This is a genomic window from Candidatus Brocadia sinica JPN1 (assembly GCF_000949635.1).
Classification (GTDB): Bacteria; Planctomycetota; Brocadiia; order Brocadiales; family Brocadiaceae; genus Brocadia; species Brocadia sinica.
In genome coordinates this window covers 2,564,598-2,589,871 of record NZ_BAFN01000001.1, presented here as the reverse complement: position 1 = coordinate 2,589,871, position 25,274 = coordinate 2,564,598, and the positions used below count along the sequence as shown (strand labels likewise).

The 25,274-nt window shown below is 44.4% G+C and carries 19 protein-coding genes, 1 pseudogene and 2 riboswitches; of the genes and pseudogenes, 7 read left to right on the top strand and 13 right to left on the bottom strand.

Translation table 11 applies throughout. The annotated features are described in order from the left end of the window. Positions 1 to 25: 25 nt before the first annotated feature. The 4 genes from murA to rpmE are packed head-to-tail and all read right to left on the bottom strand — an operon-like array spanning position 26 to position 3,642. Positions 26 to 1,291: a UDP-N-acetylglucosamine 1-carboxyvinyltransferase gene (gene murA / locus BROSI_RS11750; RefSeq protein ID WP_052563989.1), complete on the bottom strand. Its 1,266-nt coding sequence runs from the start codon at positions 1,289 to 1,291 to the stop codon at positions 26 to 28. Then, a complete protein-coding gene (prmC, locus tag BROSI_RS11745; RefSeq protein ID WP_082059189.1) occupies positions 1,284 to 2,297 on the bottom strand; it encodes a peptide chain release factor N(5)-glutamine methyltransferase in 1,014 nt (337 codons plus the stop codon). Before prmC ends, murA begins: the two co-directional genes overlap by 8 nt. A 26-nt stretch (positions 2,298 to 2,323) precedes the next feature. Continuing rightward, entirely contained in the window at positions 2,324 to 3,415 is a 1,092-nt protein-coding gene (prfA, locus tag BROSI_RS11740; protein WP_052563987.1) for a peptide chain release factor 1, read from the bottom strand. Then, complete coding sequence (gene rpmE, locus BROSI_RS11735) at positions 3,412 to 3,642, bottom strand: 50S ribosomal protein L31 (RefSeq protein WP_052563986.1); 231 nt, start codon at positions 3,640 to 3,642, stop codon at positions 3,412 to 3,414. Before rpmE ends, prfA begins: the two co-directional genes overlap by 4 nt. A gap of 226 nt (positions 3,643 to 3,868) precedes the next feature. Between rpmE and ffh the strand changes: the two genes are divergently transcribed. The 7 genes from ffh (at position 3,869) to BROSI_RS11700 (ending at position 9,161) form a co-directional block, all read left to right on the top strand. Next, a complete protein-coding gene (ffh, locus tag BROSI_RS11730) occupies positions 3,869 to 5,221 on the top strand; it encodes a signal recognition particle protein (protein ID WP_052563985.1) in 1,353 nt (450 codons plus the stop codon). A 24-nt stretch (positions 5,222 to 5,245) separates the two neighbouring features. Next, positions 5,246 to 5,503: a 30S ribosomal protein S16 gene (gene rpsP, locus BROSI_RS11725; protein WP_052563984.1), complete on the top strand. Its 258-nt coding sequence runs from the start codon at positions 5,246 to 5,248 to the stop codon at positions 5,501 to 5,503. Between the two features lie 3 nt (positions 5,504 to 5,506). Then, entirely contained in the window at positions 5,507 to 6,187 is a 681-nt protein-coding gene (gene trmD / locus BROSI_RS11720) for a tRNA (guanosine(37)-N1)-methyltransferase TrmD (protein ID WP_052563983.1), read from the top strand. 70 nt (positions 6,188 to 6,257) lie between these two features. Then, complete coding sequence (gene rplS / locus BROSI_RS11715; RefSeq protein WP_052563982.1) at positions 6,258 to 6,659, top strand: 50S ribosomal protein L19; 402 nt, start codon at positions 6,258 to 6,260, stop codon at positions 6,657 to 6,659. A 149-nt stretch (positions 6,660 to 6,808) separates the two neighbouring features. Next, positions 6,809 to 7,219 (top strand): YraN family protein, encoded by a 411-nt coding sequence (locus tag BROSI_RS11710; protein ID WP_420886081.1) that lies wholly within the window; start codon positions 6,809 to 6,811, stop codon positions 7,217 to 7,219. Beyond that, on the top strand, positions 7,216 to 8,586 hold the full coding sequence (locus tag BROSI_RS11705; RefSeq protein ID WP_052563980.1) for a TatD family hydrolase: 1,371 nt from the start codon (positions 7,216 to 7,218) through the stop codon (positions 8,584 to 8,586). The genes BROSI_RS11710 and BROSI_RS11705 overlap by 4 nt, the downstream gene beginning before the upstream one ends. Positions 8,587 to 8,681: 95 nt before the next feature. Then, positions 8,682 to 9,161, top strand: a complete 480-nt coding sequence (locus BROSI_RS11700) for an N-acetyltransferase (protein WP_052563979.1) — start codon at positions 8,682 to 8,684, stop codon at positions 9,159 to 9,161. A 75-nt stretch (positions 9,162 to 9,236) separates the two neighbouring features. Then, a riboswitch (cyclic di-GMP riboswitch) is annotated at positions 9,237 to 9,358 on the top strand. Between the two features lie 563 nt (positions 9,359 to 9,921). Here the strand turns inward: BROSI_RS11700 and BROSI_RS21010 are convergent. From BROSI_RS21010 to BROSI_RS11665, 9 genes and pseudogenes are all read right to left on the bottom strand, one after another. Beyond that, positions 9,922 to 10,050 (bottom strand): hypothetical protein, encoded by a 129-nt coding sequence (locus BROSI_RS21010; protein WP_261338852.1) that lies wholly within the window; start codon positions 10,048 to 10,050, stop codon positions 9,922 to 9,924. 135 nt (positions 10,051 to 10,185) lie between these two features. Continuing rightward, positions 10,186 to 10,452, bottom strand: coding sequence for a hypothetical protein (locus BROSI_RS11695; protein ID WP_052563978.1), 267 nt, complete (start codon positions 10,450 to 10,452; stop codon positions 10,186 to 10,188). Positions 10,453 to 10,633: 181 nt separating this feature from the next. Beyond that, a complete protein-coding gene (locus BROSI_RS11690) occupies positions 10,634 to 13,813 on the bottom strand; it encodes a carboxypeptidase regulatory-like domain-containing protein (protein ID WP_052563977.1) in 3,180 nt (1,059 codons plus the stop codon). A 420-nt stretch (positions 13,814 to 14,233) separates the two neighbouring features. Next, positions 14,234 to 14,401, bottom strand: a complete 168-nt coding sequence (locus BROSI_RS19905; RefSeq protein ID WP_157842503.1) for a hypothetical protein — start codon at positions 14,399 to 14,401, stop codon at positions 14,234 to 14,236. A 92-nt stretch (positions 14,402 to 14,493) separates the two neighbouring features. Beyond that, positions 14,494 to 19,611: an IPT/TIG domain-containing protein gene (locus tag BROSI_RS11685; protein WP_052563976.1), complete on the bottom strand. Its 5,118-nt coding sequence runs from the start codon at positions 19,609 to 19,611 to the stop codon at positions 14,494 to 14,496. Positions 19,612 to 19,748: 137 nt separating this feature from the next. Next, positions 19,749 to 19,865: riboswitch (cyclic di-GMP riboswitch) on the bottom strand. Positions 19,866 to 20,214: 349 nt separating this feature from the next. Further along, positions 20,215 to 20,370 carry a hypothetical protein gene (locus BROSI_RS19900; RefSeq protein WP_157842502.1) on the bottom strand — a complete coding sequence of 52 codons (156 nt, stop codon included), beginning with the start codon at positions 20,368 to 20,370 and terminating at the stop codon, positions 20,215 to 20,217. Positions 20,371 to 20,924: 554 nt separating this feature from the next. Next, positions 20,925 to 22,345: pseudogene (locus tag BROSI_RS11680) on the bottom strand (IS1634 family transposase). A gap of 497 nt (positions 22,346 to 22,842) precedes the next feature. Then, a complete protein-coding gene (locus BROSI_RS11670) occupies positions 22,843 to 23,529 on the bottom strand; it encodes a DUF3047 domain-containing protein (RefSeq protein WP_052563973.1) in 687 nt (228 codons plus the stop codon). A 116-nt stretch (positions 23,530 to 23,645) separates the two neighbouring features. Next, the gene (locus BROSI_RS11665) at positions 23,646 to 25,274 is read right to left on the bottom strand and encodes an NADH:ubiquinone reductase (Na(+)-transporting) subunit F (RefSeq protein ID WP_052563972.1); all 1,629 of its coding nucleotides are present in this window, start codon (positions 25,272 to 25,274) and stop codon (positions 23,646 to 23,648) included.

The window sequence follows — 25,274 nt, the reverse complement described above, 5'->3', positions numbered from 1 at the left end:
AGGCATCCAACACTTCAAGGCGCGCCTACACTCTAACGCGTTTTATGGCTGCGCCAAGCTTCGATAGGCGGTCTTCGAGCCGTTCATATCCCCGGTCTAAATGATAAACGCGATGTATATGTGTAGTCCCTTTTGCCACCAAACCAGCGAGTACAAGACCTGCGCCGGCACGCAGATCAGAAACCATTACTTCGGTACCGGAGAGAAAAGGGGCCCCCCTTATAATCGCGCTGGGTCCATCTACACGGATATCGGCACCCATCCGCCGCAATTCAGCAGCATGGATAAATCTATCGGGGAATATCTTTTCGGTAATAATGCTTTTTCCTTCCACAATGCACAACAAGGCCATAAACTGCGCCTGCATATCAGTAGGCATGCCCGGATAAGGTACTGTCATCAGGTCAACGGCATGATATACAGTATTCCCTTTGACTCTGATTTCATTGCCGGTAATAGTTATTTCTACACCGGTTTCTCTTAATTTATCGATCACCGCGCTTAAATGGTCTGCCCTTACATTTTGCAGTGTTATGTCACCCCTGGTAATAGCGCTGGCAATCATAAAGGTTCCTGCCTCAATCCGATCAGGAATGATTTCATAGTCAACACCACGTAATTCCTGAACGCCTTCAATCGTTAACTTGCTTTCACCAATGCCGGTAATTTTTGCGCCTGCTTTGTTTAAGAAATTTGCAAGATCCTGCACTTCAGGTTCGCAAGCTGCGTACTCGATTGTGGTTGTACCTTCTGCCAATACAGCCGCAGTCATAACATTGCACGTTCCAAGTACTGTTTTTCCCGTAAAAGAAATATTTGTTCCTACCAGCTTATCCGCTGAAGCGTTTACGTAACCTTCCGTCGTTTCTATCTGGGCGCCCAATGCGCTAAGCCCTTTTATGTGCAAATCGATGGGACGTTGACCAATAACACACCCTCCGGGATAGGAGACTTTTGCCCTGCGTCTCTTGCTTAACAACGGGCCTAAAACGCATATGGATGCCCTCATCTTTCTGACAAGTTCATAGGGCGCTGTGAATTTATCGCTATTTTCCCCATCCCTGAATATTATTTCAAGGGTTTCATCGTCAAGTTTTTTGACTTCTCCTCCAAGATTTCTCAGTATTTCCGATTGTGTCTGGATATCGACAATATTTGGTATTCCTTTTATCCGAGACGGACCATTTAATAATAAACAGGCTGCCATAATGGGTAAGGCAGCGTTTTTTGCCCCATTAATTCTTGCACTTCCCTCTAAACAATTTCCTCCCTCAATGACGATTTTATCCACAATCCCCCTCCATTTGTGCAATGACGATGCGGTCTATGTGCTGATAGTCCTTCATACATTCCGGCTTTTTAAAACACCCTGTCTTCTCTAACAACATCCCTACCTGGTGTGCCTGTTTTTCACCGACCTCAAAAATAATAAAACCTCCGGATCTCAGCCATGTATTTGCCTGTGAGATAATACGTTTGAACATGTGTAAACCATCCTGGCTACTGACAAGTGCAGCATACGGTTCATAATCCCTTACCTCCTTTTGCAGGATATTGAATTCGTCGCTTGATATATAAGGGGGGTTGGATACTATGAAATTTACCTTTGATTCGATTCCGTATCCTTCGAGCGGTTTGAAGACATCGCCACAGAAAAAGGTTATCTTATCGAGCACTTCGTGTTTTTGAGCATTGATTCTGGCTACCGCTAAGGCGCCTGGTGATATGTCTATGCCAAATATCCTGGCTTTCTCTAGTTTTTTTGCCAAAGCTATTGCAATGTTACCGCTTCCCACCCCAATATCCACAATGACAATCTCATTTTCTTCGGATAGGGTTTCTGCCCTTTTCATAACGGTGTCAACAACCAATTCCGTTTCAGGGCGCGGAATGAGCACCCGTTCGTCTACGTAAAAATCCAGGGACATAAATTCTGCATGATTGGTGATATATTGTAGCGGAACCCGTAGTGCACGCCTCTGGACGGCTTTTTGGTAGCTTATCACCAGAGCATTTTCTATGGGCTTTTCAGGGTTTACATAAAGGTCGATGCGTTTACAACCCAAAAGATATGATAAAATAACCTCCGCATCCAGACGCGGGGAATCGATGCCATGCATTTGTAGCATCGTACTTGCCCACTGAACGAGACTGGACACGGTATATTTGTCCGGAAATGCATTTTTCTTCCCTCCGGTAACGTCTTTATCCTGGGAATCCTGAATGAGTGGGTGGTAATTTGCATCTTGTGTTGAATCTTCATGAGGCATGCTTGTTCCATGAGTTTCGGGCGGCATCTTTGTCTGATTTATTAACGGTTCTTTTATATGCTTGCCGCAAGTTGCTTTAATTGCTCGTCTTTATAATAGCCCATTAAAGCGTCAACGATTTCGTCGAGATATCCCAGCATTACTTGTTCCAGATTATGTACGGAGAAGTTTATCCGATGATCGGTAACCCGATTTTGCGGATAGTTATAGGTGCGTATCTTCTCACTGCGATCACCGGTTCCAATCTGATCACGGCGTATTTGGTCGCGTTCATTCCGCTTTTGCCCCTCGATTAATTCGTATAGGCGGCTTCTTAGGATACGCATGGCCTTTGCCCGGTTTTTGTGCTGGGATTTTTCGTCAAGGCATTTTACAACCAACCCCGTGGGAACATGCGTAATCCTGACAGCAGAACTGGTTTTATTGACCTTTTGCCCGCCAGGGCCAGAGGCACGGAATGTGTCCACTAAAATATCGTTCGGGTTGATATCGATTTCTACCTCTTCAATTTCCGGAAGAATAGCTACCGTCGCCGTTGATGTGTGAACCCTGCCGCTGGCTTCTGTCCGCGGTACCCTTTGAACGCGATGGGTTCCACTTTCAAAGCGCAGCTTTTGGTACACGTTATTTCCCTCAATGGAAAAGGTGACTTCTCTGAATCCCCCGAGGTCTGTTTCACTGCAGTCAAAAAGTTCCACCTTCCACCCCTGATTCTCTGCATATTTGGTGTACATGCGGAACAGATCGGCCGCAAAGATAGCTGCCTCCTCGCCGCCTGTACCGGCACGTATTTCGGCAATCACGTTTTTGCCGGAGATTTTATCCTCCGTGATGAACAACCCCTTGATTTCATCAAACAAGGCTTCTTCCTGTTTTTCCAGGAATCCTAACTCATCCTGAGCCATCTTGGCTAATTCCTTATCTTCGCTTTCCTGGGCCAAAAGGCCCTCAGTTTCCTTTTTCCTGGCAAGGGTTTCCGTTAGTTGCAGGTATTTGTTTGCCATTTTCGAAAGGCTGCCGTGCTCCTTTATACATGTGGTATAACGACCCGAATCTGCAATCACCTCAGGGTCAGACAACAGTCTTTCCAGCTCAGTATATCTTTCGTATATTTTTTCTAACTTTTTTAACAACTTATCATTCATTTTTGTTTTACAACTTCTTCAGCCTTTTGACTCTTTTGAAACCTCTTGTGAAACTTTTCTATTTGGCCTGCGCTATCGACAAACTTCTGCCTGCCTGTATAAAAGGGGTGGCACTTTGAACAGACTTCTACAGCAATTTTCTGTTTTGTTGACCGTGTCTTGAAAGTCTCACCACATCCACATGTCACAATAGTTTCTCTATATTCCGGATGAATTCCTTCCTTCATTGCTTTCTCCTAAAATAAACAATGCGTTCATAGAACGCATAAATAAAAACGAGATAACCAAGTATCCTGAACACGCTGAAAATTTTAACAGACCGGCTAACATTCTGCAATAGAATTTTATAATAGTGATAAAAATTCATTTGAATATTTATAGTAATTACCTATAATAGGAGTTTTAGGTTTATATTTACCTATTTCATTGTTGAGATATTGGATTTAAGGGTTTATGTTTGAGGCAATTACAAATAGCCTGGAAGGTGTTTTCAGCAAACTTCGCGGGAAGGGGCGTCTGACGGAGGCCAACATCAAGGATGGGTTGCATGAGGTACGCTTGGCGCTCCTCGAGGCAGATGTAAATTATAAAGTCGTTAAGGATTTTATTCAGCATGCTACGGAGCGCGCTGTTGGTGAAGAAGTGATTAAGAGTATTGCCCCAGGCCAGCAGGTTATCAAGATTGTTCACGATGAGCTGATTAAACTGATGGGGGAGTCTGATACATCGATTCCTTTTAAGGATGGCGAGCCGATGTTGATCATGCTGGTGGGGTTACAGGGTAGCGGAAAGACTACTACGGCGGGAAAACTTGCCAAAACGATACTTTCGAAAGGGAGAAAACCCCTGCTCGTGGCCGCGGATGTGCAGCGGCCCGCTGCAATTGAGCAGTTGAAGGTGCTGGGTCAACAACTCAATGTCCCGGTGTACTTTGAAACGAATTCTCAGCCTGTGAAGATATGCAAGAATGCGGTCAAGCATGCCAGGGAAAATGCAAATGATGTTGTTATCCTTGATACTGCAGGAAGGTTACACATCGATGACGAACTGATGTTGGAATTAAAGGAGATCAAAGAAAAACTCCAGCCGGAACAGATCTATTTTGTTTGTGATTCGATGACGGGTCAGGACGCCGTTAACAGCGCAAAGGAGTTCAACACCCAGCTAGGATTTGATGGTGCGATTTTAACCAAGCTTGATGGTGACACGCGGGGTGGGGCTGCCCTCTCAATACGGGCGGTTACCGGGAAGCCGATTAAATTTGTAGGTATCGGAGAGAAGTTAGATCGCCTGGAAGAGTTTCATCCGGATCGCATGGCCTCTAGGATACTTGGGATGGGAGACGTTGTATCCCTTGTAGAACGGGCACAGCAAGCGATTGATCTGGAAGAAGCCCAGAAGCTGAGCAGAAAAATACAAGATGATTCGCTCAGCCTGGACGATTTTCTTATGCAACTTCAACAGATTAAAAAGATGGGGCCGATAAAGGAGGTCCTCGGGATGATTCCGGGTATGGGAAATAAGATGGATGGACTGAATGTGGATGAAAAACAGTTACTGAGGGTTGAAGCGATAATCAGATCCATGACAATTCAGGAAAGGTCGGTACCGGACATCATTAACGGAAGCAGGAGACAGCGAATAGCCAATGGAAGCGGGACAACCATTCAGGATGTAAATCAATTGCTGAAACAATTTAAGTCAATGAAGAAATTGATGAAACATTTTAAAGGAAATGAAAAAAGTCTGAAGAAAATGAAACAGTTATCCAACAGTTTACCCTTTGGTAAGGGAATGATGCGATAATGTATATTTTGTCAGGAGAAAAAAATGGCTGTAAGGATTAGAATGAAGAGGATGGGCCGTAAAAATAGACCGTATTATAGGATTGGGGCATTTGATGCCCATGAAGAACGAGACGGAAAGGTGATTGAAAATCTGGGAACATATGACCCTCTGGAATCAAATAATGAAAAGCAGGTTACTTTGAAAAAAGACCGGGTGGAATATTGGTTGAGTGTAGGCGCAAAGCCGACGGAGTCGGTTGCTGCTGTGCTGAAAAAGTTTGGTATTCCGTTCAAAAAATAAGACATGCGTATCGATATTTTAACATTATTCCCAGAGATGTTTGAAAACGTGCTGGGGCATAGTATTTTGAAGATCGCCAGAGAGAAAGGGCTCGTTCAGTATAACCTGTTCAATATCCGGGAATATGCCGAAAACAGGCGATGCGTAGATGACCGGCCCTATGGCGGGGGACCGGGCATGGTGATGAAGCCCGAGCCTATTTTCAATACGATAGAGGCTATCGAACAACAAACTGGTGTTTGTTCCAAACGGATATTATTAACACCCCAGGGGCATCCGTTTTCGCAATCCGTTGCCAGAGAACTGGCAAAAGAATCTTATCTGATGCTGATATGCGGTCACTATGAAGGGTTCGACGAAAGGGTACGGATCGGATTGGATGTGACGGAACTTTCTATTGGCGATTATGTACTTTCCGGCGGCGAGATACCTGCAATGGTGGTTATAGATACCGTGGTTCGCCTGATTCCGGGGGTACTAGGTGATCTGGATTCCACCACCAATGAATCTTTTACTGAGGTTTCGCTGGAGTATCCTCAATATACCCGGCCGGCGGAATACAGGGGTATGAAGGTACCTGATGTGTTGATGTCCGGGAATCATCAGAAGATAAAAGAATGGCAAAGAGACCATGCTCTGAAAAGAACTATGGAAAGAAGGCCGGATCTTTTAAGCAAGATATAATCTAACTTTTCGTCTGGTTGTGGCGCAGCCGCACCAGGAATTTTATAAGCTAAGTCAGGAGATGATGACCATGAATATCATTGATGCTATTGAAAAAGAACAAATGAAAAAAACAACACAGCAATTTTCTGTGGGGGATCAGGTGGATGTATCAGTAAAGATTGTTGAGGGTGATAAGGAGCGTGTACAGGTTTTTAGTGGCGTCGTAATAGCAAAGAATGGTGGTGGTTTTAAAGAAACTTTTACTGTAAGACGAATTGTTCAGGGTGAAGGGGTAGAGCGGGTGTTTCCTGTTCATTCACCAAAGATCGTTGATATTAAAGTCATAAAATCGGGCAGAGTAAGGCGTGCAAAACTTTATTATATGCGCGAGAGAACAAGCAAGGGAACAAGATTGCAGGAAAAATTTGAAACTACCGCATCGAAAAGCGGCTCAACACAAAGCACCAAAGTTCAGGGAGAAGATAAATAACGTAATTTTATCGTAATTATTGCAGAAACACTTCTTTTTTGAATTGAGAATTTGTCAAAAAAACAAACGAGCAGTTTCCGGGAAAGAAAATATTGCAACTATTTTGTGCTAAATATGCTACTTTGATAATACATCTGTTCAAACGCAAAATTCAGGAACTACCTTACAAGCAAGCTATCGGTACAAAGGGGGAGATGCTTGCCGTAAAATTTCTGAAAAAAAGGGGATATAAAATACTGCAGCGAAATTACAGGCGCAGAAATGGGGAAATCGATATTGTTTGTTACGATCACGGAACCATCGCATTTGTCGAGGTAAAGACACGTTATTCTGACAAATATGGTCCTCCGGAACTCTCTGTTACTGAAGCCAAAAAGAGACAAATTATCAAGGTCGCCTTGCAGTATATTGCAGAAAAGAAGATAGAAGATAGAAATCTGCGCTTTGACGTAGTTTCCATCTTTTACCCGCCAGATAAAAAACATCCGACGATAACACTTTTTAAAAATGCCTTTGCTAAAAGCGATTTGGCGGCTTCCGGGACGCGAAGCTTCATATGATTATTGATACTCACGCCCATCTCGATTTTCCCGAATATAAAGGAGACCTGGAATCTGTTTTATCTCGCGCAAAGGAAGCCGATGTAGGCTGTATTATTAATGTGGGGACAAGCCTTGCATCGAGCAAGAAAAGTATTGCGTTAGCTAATCGATTTGACAATATCTATGCGAGTATCGGGATTCACCCCCACGACTCCTCAAAGGTTTCAGAACAGGATTGGCAGACGCTGGAATCCCTGGTAAAAGAGCCGAAGGTGATAGCGATAGGGGAAACGGGACTTGACTACTACAGGAATCGCAGTCCCCATGAGGACCAGCAGCATATTTTTCGCAAACACCTGACTCTGGCGAAATCCCACAACCTGCCGGTCATTATCCACTGCCGTGAAGCCAGTAACGATTGCTTAACAATATTACATGAGTACAAAAATACTGTGATAAAGGGTGTTATTCATTGTTTTAGCGGAACAAAGGAAACTGCAGAAAAATGCATAGAGCTGGGATTATATATCTCTTTTGCAGGGCCGATCACTTTTTCAAATGCGAACAATCTGCGTGAGATTGCCAAAACAGTTCCTGTTGAAAGGCTCCTTTTAGAAACAGATTGCCCTTTTTTGTCGCCGCAACCCAAAAGGGGGGAACGCAACGAGCCCTCCTATCTATCCTTCATTATTCCTATACTAGCCGATGTCTACGGACTGTCTGTACAGGATATTAAACGAATTACCACCTTTAATGCGTATAAATTATTTGGAATCGGTGAGCCTGAACAGGAAGGGAAGGTTGCTTACGCCATACGAAATTCTTTATACATAAATCTCACAAATCGGTGTTCAAATGTGTGTACCTTTTGCATGAGGGAGACCTATCCTATTGTTAAGGGACACCATTTGGGCTTAAAAAAAGAACCGACTGCAGAAGAGGTAATACACGCCATTGGAGATCCGGGTGGTTATGACGAGGCCGTCTTTTGTGGCTATGGTGAACCTACGGAACGGTTGGATGTGTTGATAGCCGTTGCTCGATTCCTGAAATCGAAGGGGAAGCGTATTCGATTAGACACAAACGGTCATGGTGACCTGATCAACGGGAGGCCCATTATCAACGAATTAAAAGGCCTGATCGATACCATGTGCATTAGTTTGAATGCTGATACGGCAGAAAAGTATGAAGAGATCTGTAAACCGGTTTTTGGGGAAAAGGCATATCCTGCCCTCATTCAGTTTATCAAGAGCGCAAAGCGGGCAATACCCAATGTACAGGTTTCTATAGTAGAAATGCCCGGTATAGATACAGAAAAATGTAAAAAGATTGCCCAGGAGCTTGGGGTAGATTTCAGGATAAGAAAGTATAATGTACTTGGTTAATTTAAATGGTTTTTTACCACAAAGCCATCGTGGCACGAAGAACAAAACTATTTTTTCCTTTGTGTCCTTGTGCCTTAGTGTCGTGTGAGAAATACATGTTACGAAAAGCAATCATTGAAGATGTAGAAAAGATTTACAAACTCATCAACGATTTTGCGGCAAAAAATGTGATGCTGCCTCGTTCGTTGAGCGAGCTGTACGAAAATATCAGGGACTTTTTTGTGTTTATAGAAAATGATAATCTGATTGGTTGTGCAGCCTTGCATATTTTCTGGAAGGACCTTGCGGAGATAAAGTCAGTCGCTGTGCTGGAATCTCACCAGCGCAAAGGTGTTGGTAAAAAACTTGCGATGGCTTGTGTACGGGAGGCAAAGAAATTGCAAATTGCAAAGATGTTTGTCCTTACCTATGTGCCTGAGTTCTTTGAGAAATGCGGATTCCGCAGGGTAGAGAAGGAAACCCTGCCTCACAAGATATGGTCAGAATGTGTCAAATGCCATAAATTCCCTGATTGTGGAGAAATCCCGCTGATTTACGAATTGAATAAAAACAATGGACGAGGTACTGCCTTGTAATTTTTTTTCTTGACATCTAAAAGAGATATTTGATATACAATGGCTACTCCTTATAAAAGGAGAGTAATAAAAAAATCACGATAAAGGCAAACTCTGAGTAATCGGGGGGCGCAAAGTAACGGGTCTTTTAAACACACAGGGATGTAGTTTAAGACGATACCTTATCCTTTAGTGAAAAAGATAGCCTTACTGCCGAAGATGTTTTAAGAGAACATTTTTGCAGTAAGGCTTTTTTTTATGAGTTAAAAACGATTGTGACCTGAAAATCATGCATTATACGCCGAAATGGGCATATAGTAGTCGCCAGTAAGAGTATTATCCGTACTAAAGCCGTAAAATAAGACGGCTTTTAGTGCGGATATTTAATGATGGGCCGTGCATAAACTTCAGAGAAAAAGTATGAGTACTGGACTGTTAGGATAGGGGGTAGGAAAGGCTTTCGCCTTCCCCCCCCCTCCGAACCGTACAGGCGGATCTCCCGCATACGGCTCTCCAGTCAGTGGTTACCCCTTCGGGATTGACAGATTAATACATGGGCTGTGATTATCGTGAACAACCCAAGATTAATAATGATGGCAGCGCTTCTCATCATTCATCTTATATCGACCGTCAGCAAGTATTCCACTACAAGCCAAGTTCAATCCTGTTCTCTCTGGATTTCTCCAATTTGCTTAGGCATCTCGGCCACTCACATTGGTTTGGCTTCCTGACTTGTCCACTTCATACCTCCACCTTCCTGCCTCCCTTTGCTCCACACCCATTACGGTGTCTCTTCGCTCCTATGGAGGCTCTGTCTCCTGATACAGTCACTCCCTCTATCAGGTATCCCTGATTCATGCACCTTGCCTTCCAGCCATTCCGCCTCCAACCACCCGTTGTTCCCTACCATCGCTTTATCACGCTACCCCTCAGCTTGATAGGCTTCCTTCTTTTTTTTCTCTCTTCTCTCAAAAGGTCTGGGCTTCGCCATTCTCTAGAAGGCTCGCCGTTACAACAGGCCGAATCGAGTTTGTTAACCTACGGACTAGCTTTTCACCTCCCGTTGCTCCCCACCACACCTCACGGTGTCGCAGTTACGGTCGGTTACAGGGCAGAAAGCGTTTTCCCTGAAAGGGACTTTCACCCTTCTGGCATTGTGCACTTTCAGGCGCACCAGAGGTGGTATTTTCAACCACTCAGGTATTCCATACTTCAAGGCACGCCCTCCCCCGCTCACCCGACGATTCTCCACCACGCTCCAATAACGGTGCGTTTTGCCATCTTTCATCCGTGATTTTGCCCGTAAAAACATGAAAACATTTTCTCAGTTTTCAGTGAACGCGTCAATAGGGTAGGTCGGCACTACAAGCCGTTTTGAAAATTCACCCCTTTAATATCAAGGGTTTCCCAGCTATACATGCCCAAAATAACCGTTTTTGGGTGCAAATTGCGAAAGTCGGGTTAACAAAGGCAAGTATATTGAACCCCATGTTTCATTTTATTACCTTCACTTTTACCCTTGTCTTAAGGCCAGCGGCTTGGTCCTTGAACATCACTTTTGCTTTTCCTGCCTTATTTTTAGCAGTAATGGTAAATACGGCTTGACCGTTGGAATCGGTAGCTGCGTTTGACGGAGAGACCGTCACAATATCGCCGCCAGGTTTGACCTTTGCCTTCACCTTTTCTCCGGGAACAGGGGTAATACCATCCTCGCACGTGATAGTAATCGTCACCTCACTGCTCTCCTCTTTTTCAAGTTCGAGTTCTACCGGAAATACCTCCATCAATTCTGCCTCACATGGCGGTGTGGGCATTACTTCCGGCGTTGGCGATGATATTGGTGTTGGCGATACCACTGGTGTTGGGGTAGTCAACGGCATTAAAGAAAAGTTTTGATGTGCTGTTTGATTTGCAATTACCGTAATTGTCTCTATTTCTGATTGTTTGAAGCCCTTTGCCCCTGCTGTTATCTTATGCTGCCCGACAGATACATTATCAAAACGATAATGACCAATTGTATCGGTCTTGGTTACATTCGCCTTTGAATCCAGCACCACGCTTGCACCTGCAATAGGTTTCCCATCTGTCTGATTCACGACCTCGCCTTCAATGCTGCCGGTAAATGTGGGTGTTGGCACAGGTGAGACAGTTGTTGTTGGTGTCGGTGGAGGAGTTGTAGCAGATGTCAATACAAAATCAAGCCTTTCTTGCTCACCAGAATCAACCGTGACAGATTGAGAAGACGATGCATAGCCAGATGCCGTTGCGGTTATCGTGCGTACCCCTGCGGTTACATCCTGCAACACATAAGCTCCATCCTGTCCTCTCTGTCTGCTCGTTGTGGTAGATTTACCCGTATCGGTCGATACTGTCGCCCCATTAATACCAGTACCTGCCTTTGCGTCTGTTACCCTGCCATAAATATCGCCTGTTTCATCGGATATAGACCATGTCCCTGATAGTGTATACGCTTGACTCTCGTCGTAGTCATTTTGAAAGCCAACGACCTTTATGTAATATGTCCCTGTCGTAGATGTATCGTATGATATTGTTTCAGTAATTCCCGTGTCTTTTTGTGAAAGTGCAACCTCATTTTGTAATGCATCGTAGAGGTAAAGATCGTAATCCCTGTTGGACGGCACTCCAAGCGTCAGCGAGATCGTACCGGCGCTGTCTACTATTATCTTAAAATAATCCACATCTGAGGCGCTGCATATCCTGCCAGTATAGCTGTTTCCTGACGTCAATGGACCATACGCCGTGCTAAAGCTATTGTTTGGCTCATAATCGTCCGTGCAGGGAGTTGGTGATGGCGTTGGTGGTGGTGTATCTACGTGAATATAATTTACGGTTATTGTATCTTTCCCCGGATTGCCCGCCCCATCCGTAGCTGTTACCGTTATTATATTATCTCCGTATGACAGACTTATACTGGAAACGATCCAGTTCGTCGTTCCACCTGCCGTGCCGATACCTCCCCTATTATTGCTCCACGTCACACTATTTACGCCGCTGGTGCTATCCGAAGCGGTACCTCCTAGGTTTATTGTACTACTCATTGTCGTATAGGTAGACTCTGTGGTGGGGTTAGTAATAGTCACTGTTGACGATGTGGTGTCTAAAATAATGGAATCACTGGCGGTATCTGACACATTTCCCCCAGAATCCTTATACCAGGCATAGAGCGTCTTACTACCGTCACCGCTGCTTAATGCATATGAAATACTGGTACTAAAACTGGTGGTGGAAGAGACGGATACCCAGCCAGAATCTGAGGCAGAGGGCTTGGTTGAACTGGTAGAGAGGTAATAACCCGTCACCCCGACATTATCCGTTGCTGAAAGCGTCAGGTTAACGCTGGTTGAATTAGTATATGAATCGCCGCTGTTGATGCTTATTGAACCGCTTGGGGCGGAGGTGTCGATTGGTGTCGGCGTGGGTGTTGGGGTAGGCGTACTATGTACCACTACAAGTTTTGGATCGTTGGCGGTACCGGATGCTTCAGCCGCGTAGGTAACAATAGAGTTTACTGTATCAAATCCTCCGGCATAAGCACTATCAATAATATCGTGCCCTTCGCGAAAACCGAATTTGGTAATTCCGCTGGTATTAATTGCCGCCAAACCGGTCGCATTAATCGTCCAGTCAACGTAATCACCTGTGGACATGGAAGATAAGTCTATTGTATTGGAATAAGCAGTTGTTCCCATTAAAGAATAATCACCAACAGCCGCACCTGTGTTAGAAGCAGGATTGGAAGAAACAACCGCTATGTAATCATCACCGTCGTTATCGCCATTATTCACCAAATTAACATACAAAGAAGCGGTGGCGGAGCTTACAGTATCTGAACCAATAGCTGAAGTGTCAAAAAGAGTTTGGAATCTTATTATCCTGAAATTATCTCCATCTTTGCCAGAATAGACGAATCGGTCTGGACCGGAGTAATTATCAAGTGCTCCGTCTGCATTTGCCGTATCGTGAACAGTATCCCAAGAAGCATTAGGACTGGTGTATAACATTGCATCGTGGCTTGTGTTTTCTGGGTGAGCGTCTGGATAAAAAGTGGAGGTGGTATTGCCGATTTTACCAATTACTATTTGAGCGTTCTCTTTTCCGACAATTTTGACATTATGGGCAACTGTCTGCCGTATTGCTTCAATCGGGTCTTCTCTTAGTTTTCTTTGTTTTAGTTCGCCGGTTTTTTCATCCGTCCATTCTCTTACAATATCACCATTCGGGTCGTCCACCAGAATGGGAGGGTTAAATATCCTAAACCTTTCTATTTCCACCGAGCCGTCTTTACCGAAACCGAGTTGTTTGTCGCCTTTCCACGCCTTTGCAAAGAGTTCTATACCGCTCTGTCCATTGATGTTAATCTCTTTTACTTCACCGATTATTTCCACCTTTACGCCGTACTGCGTGTTTATGTATTCACCCTTAAAATCCTGCCTGGCAATTTCACGGGATTTGATTTGTGCTTTTTCGGAGGCAGTTTTGTTTGTGAGGAGTTTGCAGATTTCCGTTGGGCGCGTTTCGTCCAACCTCACATTATCCACCCCCTCCTGTTCAGCCAGAATTGCTTCTGCTAGGAATGTTACCGATAAAAGAACTGCCATACACCACAAAATACCAGATCTGCCATGCACAAGGCTAAATACGGTGTTTCTCATATATTTACCCTCTTCCTTTTATGAAACCTTTATGAAACGTTGTTATAATTTTGTACTAATTTAGCTTTTTGAAATGCATCTTTGGTAAAACCCTTATGGATTCTTCATTCCGCTCCGCTTCATTCAGAATGACAGTGTATGCGTGTCATTGGGGCTGTCCAAAAAGTCATTACCATGTCATTGCGAAGGAGGAACGACTGAAGCAATCCCCTGATCATTAAAGGGTTTCAAAATAGATTGCTTCGCTAACGCTCGCAATGACGTTTGAAAATCGAACTTTTTAGACAGCCCCAATCTCTTAATATGGATGTTCATATTCATCTTTGGGCAGTTCTGGGCGATTGTCGGGGTACTCTTTGCCTTTTTTAGAAAGTGAAAATAACGCCTGAAAAATCCGCACAAAGTCTAAAAAACTTCCCCTCACTGTAGTTCCAGCCTTTTAATAAAAAAGTCCCTGTACAGGTCTGTGACCAATGTAACGAACTCTGGATACCTGGCGCTGAGGCTGAAAGGATAGAGCAGGCCATCCAGGAAAAACTGAAACCTCGTAAGCGGATGACAGTTCCCGTGTATTAAATCAATTCCCATCTGACATTAGGCTGACATCATCTATCCTGAACACCGTAGTATTATATGAGTCAGTGGTAGCAAGAAAATATACTTGGATTGTCTTTCCCTTGTCACTGCTTAACCCATTTTACTGCATCAAAGCCAATCTTTTTTGTATTAAATGTTTCACCAGTTTTGTCAACCAATTCAACATATTCACTTCCATTAGCGGAGAAATAGAAATTTCCCAACAAAACCCACTGGTCAGAATAATTATTTTGGTTAACCGAACGAGTATCGGTAATACCGTTGTGAAAAATGGTATAGGTTGCATTCGTTGTATTAGAAAAATCACTTGGAATATAGACATACACTGCATAATATCCAGCCCCTCCGTTTGAGAGATTTGGCTGCCATTTTGCAGAATTATAAATTGTATTTTGATTGTTAGTAGTCCAAAACATGTGACCATTGTAACCAATCCATGCCTCATACCAGTAAGAAGAGCCTCCGTACTTGCTGAAACCAGAGCTTTGATCGTCAACAATTACCTCGGTGGTAGGCGCGATCACCTGGAAGTACGCCGTATTGGAACTCTGTCCGTCAGGATTCGTTACCTTTACCGTCCACGTGTCCGGATCGGTGGTTGTGGTAATTGAGATACGCACCTGGGTTGAACTGTCCACAAATACCTGTGAACTGCTCAACACCTTTGAACCCCCAGTCCAGCCAACCGTCACCGTCAATCCCGATGCAAAGTATTGGCCGTAAAGCGTGACGATCTGGGGGCTGTTTGAACCTATCACCGGATTGGGACTCACACTGTCAATGTGCGGTGGATTTGGTGGTGGCGCGATCACCTGGAAGTACGCCGTATTGGAACTCTGTCCGTCAGGATTCGTTACCTTTACCGTCCACGTGTCCGGATCGGTGGTTGTGGTAATTGAGATACGCACCTGGGTTGAACTGTCCACAAATACCTGTGAACTGCTCAACACCTTTGAACCCCCAGTCCAGCCAACCGTCACCGTCAATCCCGATGCAAAGTACTGGCCGTAAAGCGTGACGATCTGGGGGCTGTTTGAACCTATCACCGGATTCGGACTCACACTGTCAATGTGCGGTGGATTTTCATTATAAGTAAACGGTATACCATTGCTTGTTCCTGAGGTTGTGGTAACCGTCACGTTAACCGTTCCGCTATTAGTAGGCGCAATTGCAACAATTTTGGTGTCACTCCATGAAGTAACAGTTGCTGTTGCAATGCCGAATTTTATTGTGCTTGTACCCTGCTGCGTTGTACCAAAGTTCTTACCATTTATCGTTACTGAAGTGCCAGCAGTTCCACTCATAGGATTAATTGAGGCAATGCTTGGAATAGTGCCTCCTATCGTAAAATTGCCATCACTCGTATCAGTGTAAACGTTCGTACTGGTGATTCTGATCTTGTAATCGCTTCCCGAAGCTTGATCTTTAGGAACCGTCCAGATATATGATCCGCTTCCATTGCTTCCTATCGATGTACTTGAAGCAATGGTGTAGTTCCAAGCACCGCCCTTTAGAAGTTCAATCTTCACATTTGGTCCTGGGTCACCCTTGTAAGTCCACGTAACTTTCTGGGTACTCCCTGTCTGCCATGTCTCACCTCCATTGGGATAAGTAACGGTGAATGTTGTGTTACAATCGTTTGCTGTTGCAGAGGCGGTATTGGATTTGGTGGAACCGCAGGAGTTTTTTGCTGTCACGTAGTAGGTATATATCGTTCCTGATGTTACTGACTTATCTGTGTATTGTGTACCATTTAATCCGGTTTTATACGAGCTTCCGTTACGATAGAGATCGTATGATGTTGCGTCACTCGAACCAGTCCAGCTTAACAATATCTGAGAACTACTGCCGTTACACCCAGGAGAGGCTGTAAGGGTGAATGTACCAGGCATCTGACATTTTGATATGGTAAAGTTATTATCACTGGCATCCCCTGCCAAAGTGCGTCCTGAAGCATCATGGGCAACCACCGCTACCTTACACTGCGTAGATAATACATAGGAAGGTATCTTTTTAGACAAAAAGCGGTCAGTAGCAGTTACCGTACCTATTGCTGTATAGTTGGTTCCTCCATCGATGGAGGAAGCGACCAGGAAGTCTTTAATTTGTGAAGTATCACCATCTACCTTCCATTCAATTGTTTGTTCGCTGCCAGCTAGTAAGTGTTCGCCTCCATTGGGAAAGATGATAGTGACAGTGGTATATGCAAATGGTACCCCATTGCTTGTTCCTGCATTTGTTGTTACCGTCACGTTTACCGTTCCAGTACCAGCAGGTGCAGTTGCAACAATTTTGGTATCACTCCATGAAGTAACGGTGGCTTCCGCTGTGCCAAATTTTACCGTCCCTTGCGTTGTACCAAAGTTCGTACCATTTATTGTTACTGAAGTGCCAGAAACTCCGCTCGTCGGACTAATTGAGGTAATTTTTGGAAGGATGGCTGTTGTCACCCAAAGTGTATAATTAACTACTCCTGGATTATATAGTGTGTATGGGTCGTCTCCTAATTTATCCTGATCCCAACCATAGGGATCGACTGATATATCATCTTCAGTTCGCACTTCAAAATGAAGATGGCGCCCACCTGAATTACCCGTGCTACCCCATTCTCCAATAACTTGCCCTACTGTAGTTATCTTGTCATTCTTTTGTACTTTTACAGATGATAAATGTCCATATATAGTACGATAACCGTTATTGTGATCTATAATTATGCGAAGGCCTAGTCCTTTGTCATGGTTTTCTGTATTTTCCCAATCTGCCACAATTACCGTTCCTGTTCCTGCCGCAAGAACATCTTTTCCATCAACATGCTCAATATTATAATCATATCCCGGATGGCCATCATAATTCAATGTATTAGGTCCACTATTTTTTGTACCAACGTAATGGCCATTTATATAAAATGGTGTTTTATCATCCTGACTCTTAAAAAAACTATAAATTTTATGGCCAGGACAATTCGTACCAGACTTACCACTTTCTTTTTCATTTGGTTCTGTTCCTTTTTCACCTGTATATGCAATTACCGAACTGTGTAAAGAATCTTTAACGTTGTCGGGACAATACCTCATTTTCTTTTTCATTGAATGATCAAAAACCGATATTATCTCCGCGTTATAAGCATTTTTGCCTCGTAATGGGAACGACAAGAAGGGAGAAGGCGGAGGTGTGGCAGTAAGAAATGTTATTATTCCATCAGCAATTCCTTGTGCAACTATTTCTGCCTTAGAACATAAAATATATGCATCCTCTGGATTATCGTGAAAGAGTGTCTCAACTAAGCACGCGGGCATTTTGGCCTCATACCAATTAGGCCACATCGGATGTTTACAATTTTTCGGATTACTACAGTTATCATTATCACAGTTACGGCATTCCTTTTTATTCCAGTCCTTTATTCCACGGTTTAAATTGCCCTTGTACTCGTTTTTTCTCAGTTCTGCCACAAGTGCGTTTTGAATATTTAGTGACAAAGTCTCATCACCTGTATTACTATTTTCCCACCAAGTTTCTGGACCGGTTTGTTTTCCTTTGCAAATATTTGTAAGTTCTTCAGTCGTTGCATTGGAGTGGATTGATACAAATACATTTGGTAGTGTACTTTCCTCATTCGCCCTCTTTCCTGCATTATATTGGTCGTAATCCACAATTACTGAGTATCCTTCAGCGTAAAGCATATCTGCCACTTTATCAGCAACTTTTCTTTCATCATAACATTCCCACTCACCACATCCTGTTCCTTGTGTACAAACTGGTTTTTTTTCATTGCTAGGATTTAAATATATTACTTTAGCTCCTTTTTTCTCTAGCTTTTTAATTAATTTAGCTTCACAAGGTTTAACGTCAGAGGGGTAATAGGAGGGTATAAAGGCATCTCTTTCTCTTGCTAAATCCTTTTTTAGTGTAAAATCTCCTGCTATTTCGGATTCCATGATTAGTTTTAAAACTTTGTTCCACTCTTCATTTTCCAAACTCATCGCAGTTGACTTCACACTCCCATCTTCCATTCTCACCATCAAATATGCATTCAGTACACCACTGTCATTGGTGCCTGTTATCTCAAATCCCACTGCGGTCAGGTCTTCCTCAGGAATTCCCATAACTGCCGCAAGACCGCTACCATCTATAACGCCAACAACCTCGAATCCACTTATAGGTCTATCAGCGGTGACCTTTATATAAGCGGCATTTAATGGTATGACACCACCATCCGTACTTGTGTTTTCTGTGCCGGTAAAATATATCGCACCGGGTAAAAGACTTTTTCTGTCGATGGCTCCAAGGGAATTGTTACTTGCATCGAAGGCCTCAACACTGATATCAGCAGTTTCGCCTCCGGGATTTATCACCCCAACCCTTGTCCAGAGCGCCTGGTTGCCGCCTTCCGTTGCAATGGGAAATGTCCAGCCTTTACTGGCAACGGTCAGCGCCGGCAGACCAACGAGGTCATTCCCCGGATAATCCACAAGCTGAATTCCGGCAATATTGGTGTCTGAAACAACCCTTACCGTTGAAAGGTCTTTTAATGTTTTTGGTCCAAAGATATCTACGAGAGCGATGGTATTGCTCTCCCACGAAGAAAGGGGTGATACTGCCATGCGCTCTATTTCATATCCGTTTTTATCTAAGGCTATCATCTCGATACTTGCAGGGGTTGGATTTGGATTTAAAAGGGTGATCGTTTCGTAGATAAAAACGTCTTCATAATCGGCCAATACGGGAAAGTCCAGTTGCATGGATGGCGCTTTTACGGCAGGGACTACTTCTGATTTTTTACCGTCGTTTGTCCTGTAAATGACGTGGGATATGAGGTTTCCGTTGGGTGCAATCTTTAAAGATGCCGCACTGGGAGGCAATGATTGGGGATCAATAACCTTTGTTTCATTTGCCTTGAGTTTCCTAACATTCTTTATAGTACCGGTAAATGTACCGTTATTATCATGGGTGGAGAGTTTTACCCGAACCCTTTTCTGTTTACAACTGCATTCAATATTCGTGATCTGAACGGATGTCTGCCAATCCAGACCATATTTTATGTGAGGACAATATAAGGTGTTTGTGTTCTGTTCTGTTCTGTTCTGTTCTGTTCTGTTCTGTTCTGTTCTATCCTCACTTGCGAGGTTTGAACTGTCTATAAACCACGTGGCAAGCATTGCTGCAACAAGACCGGCCAATAATAAAGTGGATCTATTCCTCATAAAATTACCCCTCCTTTTCAAGATGAATCCGGCGAAAATGTCCGTAATCCAGAAGGCTTTTCTTTGTGTCTCTGTGGTTAAAACAATCTTCCTACAAAACAAAAAAGCCTTACTGCAAAGATTTTCCTAAAAACATCTTCGGCAGTAAGGCTATCTTTCCCATAAGCCGCTGAAACTGTTTAAACCGTTTCAACGGCTTATCAAGACCCTTTCCTTTGCGTCCCCTGATCACTCAGGGTTTGCCCTTATCGTATGTCTTTCTTTGTTGTCGTTTAAATCAGGCCTTTTCGGCAACTTTTTCAACGATAGGGGTAGGGAAGGCTTTCGCCTCCCCTCCCTCCGAACCGTACAGGCGGATCTCCCGCATACGGCTCTCCAGTCAGTGGTTACCCCTTCGGGATTGACAGATTAATACATGGGCTGTGATTACCGTGAACAACCCAAGATTAATAATGATGGCAGCGCTTCTCATCATTCATCTTATATCGACCGTCAGCAAGTATTCCGCTACAAGCCAAGTTCAATCCTGTTCTCTCTGGATTTCTCCAATTTGCTTAGGCATCTCGGCCACTCACATTGGTTTGGCTTCCTGACTTGTCCACTTCATACCTCCACCTTCCTGCCTCCCTTTGCTCCACACCCATTACGGTGTCTCTTCGCTCCTATGGAGGCTCTATCTCCTGATACAGTCACTCCCTCTATCAGGTATTCCTGATTCATGCACCTTGCCTTCCAGCCATTCCGTCTCCAACCACCCATTGTTCCCTACCATCGCTTTATCACGCTACCCCTCAGCTTATGAGGCTTCCTTTCTTCTTTTTTCTCCTCTCAAAGGTCTGGGCTTCGCCATTCCCTAGCAGGCTCACCGTTACAACAGGCCGAATCGAGTTTGTTATCCTACGAACCAGCTTTTCACCTCCCGTTGCTCTCCACCACACCTCACGGTGTCGCAGTTACGGTCGGTTACAGGTTTGGAAAGCGTTTTCCCTGAAGGGGACTTTCACCCCTCTGACATTGCGCACTCTCAGGCGCACTAGCGCGAACTTTAGTTCGCATGGGATGTAAGCGAACTGAAGTTCGTGCTACAACTGCAATTTGAAATTCCTTGCATTAACTCAGTACCACCAGCGTAGCTGGTGGCTAGCGGGTGGTTTAGCTCAGGAATTAACGGGAATTCTCTAAAATTCATACATATGTGTCAATGAAAAAATATAAATTTATATCAGAAAATTTCCTAACCAGACCTTCGCAATTCGAGGGGTGTATAAGCCGCTAAGCCAGTAAATTCAAGGGATCGTGGAAAAAGGTCGGCACTACAGACCGACCTGTCCTGAGGCATAAACCTTGGGCGGAGGTTGTTCAGGAAGCGTCAATCCCAATTGTGCCAAAAGGAGAGAAACATCCTTTTCTGGCTGTGTATATCGGCTCATGACAATGTGACGGCCATCCGTGGTTGGTAAATGAACATCAATCATTTGAATGTTCGACATTTTTTCCAAAATGGCTTCGGATGTCAGCCCTGCGGCTCGTTCCCGCGCAAGATTTCGCAACGCCGTGTGGAGACAAAAAGCCAAAAAGGAGACAAAAATATGGGCTTCAATTCTCTTTTCCAATTGGTGCCATATGGGACGGATGGAAAGCGATCCTTGGCTACACGGTCATGGCTTTTCACAGAGACGTAGAACTTCGATTCTTGCTGAAGACTTTTCACGCTGACGCTTTCTCGCGCCTGCATCCAGGTCTGTTCGAGCAACGGTTTTTCAACACGGGTCAAATGTCCCTTCGGGGTGCCAACCAAATAATCAATCCCTCGGGAACGCATCTTTTCCAACATATCCTCCGTTGGAATACCACGATCCATGAGCCAGGTGCGCCGGAATTTCCCATACTGCTTTTCGATCCTATCCAGAAATTCCTCCAGTGTCGCAGTGTCTCTTGTATTCCCGGGATATACTTCGTAGGCCACGGGAAATCCTTCCGGCGTTAATACCTGAACGCAATCTGAACGTTTGTCCCGGCTGTACCCAAACCGTTTTTTACCCCCAGATCCCGTCGGTGGCGGATCACTTTCAAAATACGCACTCGTCAAATCATACAGCAGCACATCATACTTCGCGCCAAGCAGCTTGCCCCATTGCCCTTTTAAAAAACCAAACAGCTCGTCGCGATGCTCAAGCAGCAAATCCAAACAACGATACGGCTTGTCCTTCTGTGCCAGCGAATCATCTTCCCCCAACAGCTCTCCCATTGCGCTCCGCACATACCACTCACGGTGAAAACGAAATTCGCTTCCCGGATCTATCAGCCGGTAACAGACGAGCGCCTTCAGCATATTCAGCCAGCTTGTCCCCTTGCGGCTTGACGGCAAACGCCCTCTCCAAAAGGTGTCCAGTTCCAGAAGATTCCACACATACAATCCCAACCAGCTCGCACCCCATTCACACGGACGGCGCAATTCTATTTTGTCCAACCTCACCCGGATGGTTTCACAGCCCAGTATGGGCAATTCTTCCTAGTCATCCGGAAATAACGCCAGTTGTTTTGCTTTGGGTTTTGCACCCGAAATCGCCTCTATCGTTCGAATCCATCCCGCCCGTTGGTTATCATTGAGTTCTCCCAGGTAGAGCACTTGCCGCTGCACCACTCTTCTTCCGCTGACCCGGCGGTTCTCTACAACGCTCCAATACCGGTGTGTTTTTCCATCCTTCGTCCGTGATTTTTCTCGGAGAAACATGCAAGCATTTTCGCAGTTTCCCTTGCATGCGTCAATAGGCTAGGTCGGCACTACAAGCCGTTTTGAAAATTCACCCCTTTAATATCAAGGGTTTCCCAGCTATACATGCCCAAAAATAACCGTTTTTGAGTGCGAATTGCGAAAGTCGGGCTAACATGAACATGCCTGGATTTACCGCAGAACACTCGCTATACAACAATTGTAGGCGCTACCAAGCTGGCGTGTTCCGTTACCCTCAATTCGCAAGTGACGTCCGAGTTCAATATCACTTGCTATTTGAATTCGTACTTCAGTTTGAATAGATGTTGTTTCTTCAGGTACTTATGAAAAAGATGATACTTTTTTAGGAAAAAATACTAAGGAAACGCTTACCGTCTGCTGTTCTTCTTTTGGCATAGCACAATTAATCCCCCCCCTTTCGCGGTAATTACGACACAGTCTCAAAGGGAGACGTGGGGAGATTACGTTGTGGGCATTCAGCGTTACCCAACCTTGGGTTAGTATCTATTCAAAAAAATATCCGAGTACCATGCCTCAACCCTTCCGTGGGTGCGGTCGGCATTGGTCTGAATTCCCACATAGATAATCCTGGGTGGTTCCTCTCCAAATTCCCTGATATAGTCCTGGTAGTGGTTCATCTTATAACTGAGCCACTTACCCGCATCTTTTTCACCACTCTGCACTACGATCATCCTTGCCTTGACCTCACAGGGATTTTCAAATCGTTCCCCCATAGCTACGTTATTTCCATAAACATAGATTAATATCCTGTACCAATATGGTATTGAAAGAAATGTCTTACCGTAAACTATACACACAGCAGCAGGGTAATCATCGCCACCAATTTCTTTTTCCCGGCTTTCCGGCAGGATGTTGGATATCTTCCAGTTCCAGCTCAAAAAGGGATATTCTTTCGGGTTAAGACCTGCTGGCTTAAAGAGAATAGAACCATTATCACGGGCATTTACATAGAGTGTCCTTCGACCTTCAATTTCCACTATCCTGGGCATGATCTTGCTCTTAATCTCCCTGCAAATACCTTTATGGGTCTTCCAGCCCACAGGCTCACCCTTAGCCAGTTCCTCCTTACTAAAGTCTGTAATGGGGAAAAAATCTTGCGCAGACATCTGAGGAGCGGATGCAAAAGTTATGAAAAATAAAGTAATTAAAATTAGGTATCTCATGAAAAGTCATTCTACAGGTGGCGACCACAGAGTACACAGAAGAGAAACAGGGCGTATAGAAAAGTGTTGTAAAATAAATCTTATGCGCCTCAGTATCTCAATGATTTTTTTTATAGTTAGCTTTTATATGAAAGCAGCATCGATTCCAATTCTTGTGCTGACTTCCCAAGCGCCCCTCTTACCAGGTCGAGGAAGCGGTAACTTTCTTCAATCTTGTCTTTCAATATCAATTGGATGATAAGGATATGGCCGATCTTTTCGATGAGCTTGTCGGCGTTGGGTATGTTTAAGCCATAAATCTTTTCTTTGATTTCGAGCTTTTGATAGATCAGGTCTACAGAGGGAGTCAGGGTGCCGGTGAAGTCGTCAAAAAGGGCATTTTCCTTCTTTAAGTCCAATTGGTTTGCTGCCGCATCAATAACGGTTACTGTCATCGGAGACGGCCCACAGAGATAAAACACGATATTGAGATCGGGTGAAAGATATTTTCTCAGGAGCGGCCCTATAAACCCGACCTCACCTTTCCATTGATTACCCGTCTCATCCACAAGCCCTTGTTCTTTGATAATCTGCTTGCCTTCCGGAGGAACGCAGTGGAGGCATTTTTTGTCCACATCATTCAATTCGGCAGGATTGTCGCCTCGAAATGCGCCTGAAAGTACCGGTACAAATTTATAATTGGGGTTCTTTCGTTGCCAGTTTAACCACCTGGGTAAATAAGCCATGGGAATATCCTGGAATCGTCTCTCACCCAGGAAAAATATCGCCTTATCCTGCCTGCCTTCCTGAAACCATTGATCCAAAACTGCCATAATGGGCGCCAAACCTGCCCCGCCAGCCACAAAAACAGCAGTGTGCGGTTCTCCCTTCAGCATAAAATGACCATAAGGCCCGGTAAAATGAATCTTTTCACCACGAAAAAAATTCCACAGGCTTTTCTCCAGGATATAGTTATGCACACAACTCGGCCCTATGCAAGGAGGACCGCCCTTTTCTATGGACATGGTCGGATCAACAGGAGCCATTCGAACAATGAGTTTTAAAAGTTCCGGCTCCGTAGAGGCCAGTGAATATCCCCTGTACAGCGTAGTGCCTGGCACATACGGAATGAACTCTTTTCCCAGATTCTTGCATGCTTCCTTAATAAAGTTGCCATACTTTTTATAATGCTCTTCTACAAAATCTTCAGGAATTGCTAATTGGATATATTGTCCTGGCTTATATTGAATAGGTTTCGATGGTTTGAGCCACATCTCCATCTTATCGCTGGTAAGCGCCCTTTTCTTAATTACCCGGGCAGTGTATTTTTTCACATGCAATGTATCTTTTGGGAGATACAGTTCTATGTCCTTTTCGACCCTGACCTGGCAGGCCAATCGCACATATCCATCACCTTCTCCCTGCTCTAAAAATTTCCTGGATGCCTCTCTGGTACGCATGTCAAAATGGGGAGTTTCTACAGCCGTATAAGTCCCGACATCGGTGAGGAGTTTTACCTTACACTGGCCACAGGTAGCCATACCCCCACAGGCGGCAGGAATGTTAAATCCTCTGTTCTGAAGCAAGGAAAGGAGCCTTTCCCCCCCCTCGATGTCTAACTCCTTTTTGTACTCGTCATCACTCAATACCGTAAGCTTGCGTTTTTCACCTCGCCCAAAGAATTGGTAGGCTATCTCGCTAAATATACTGAGTAGCAAAACCAACAGTGCAAGTATACCTGCACCAAGTATAAGGGGGATGGTCAT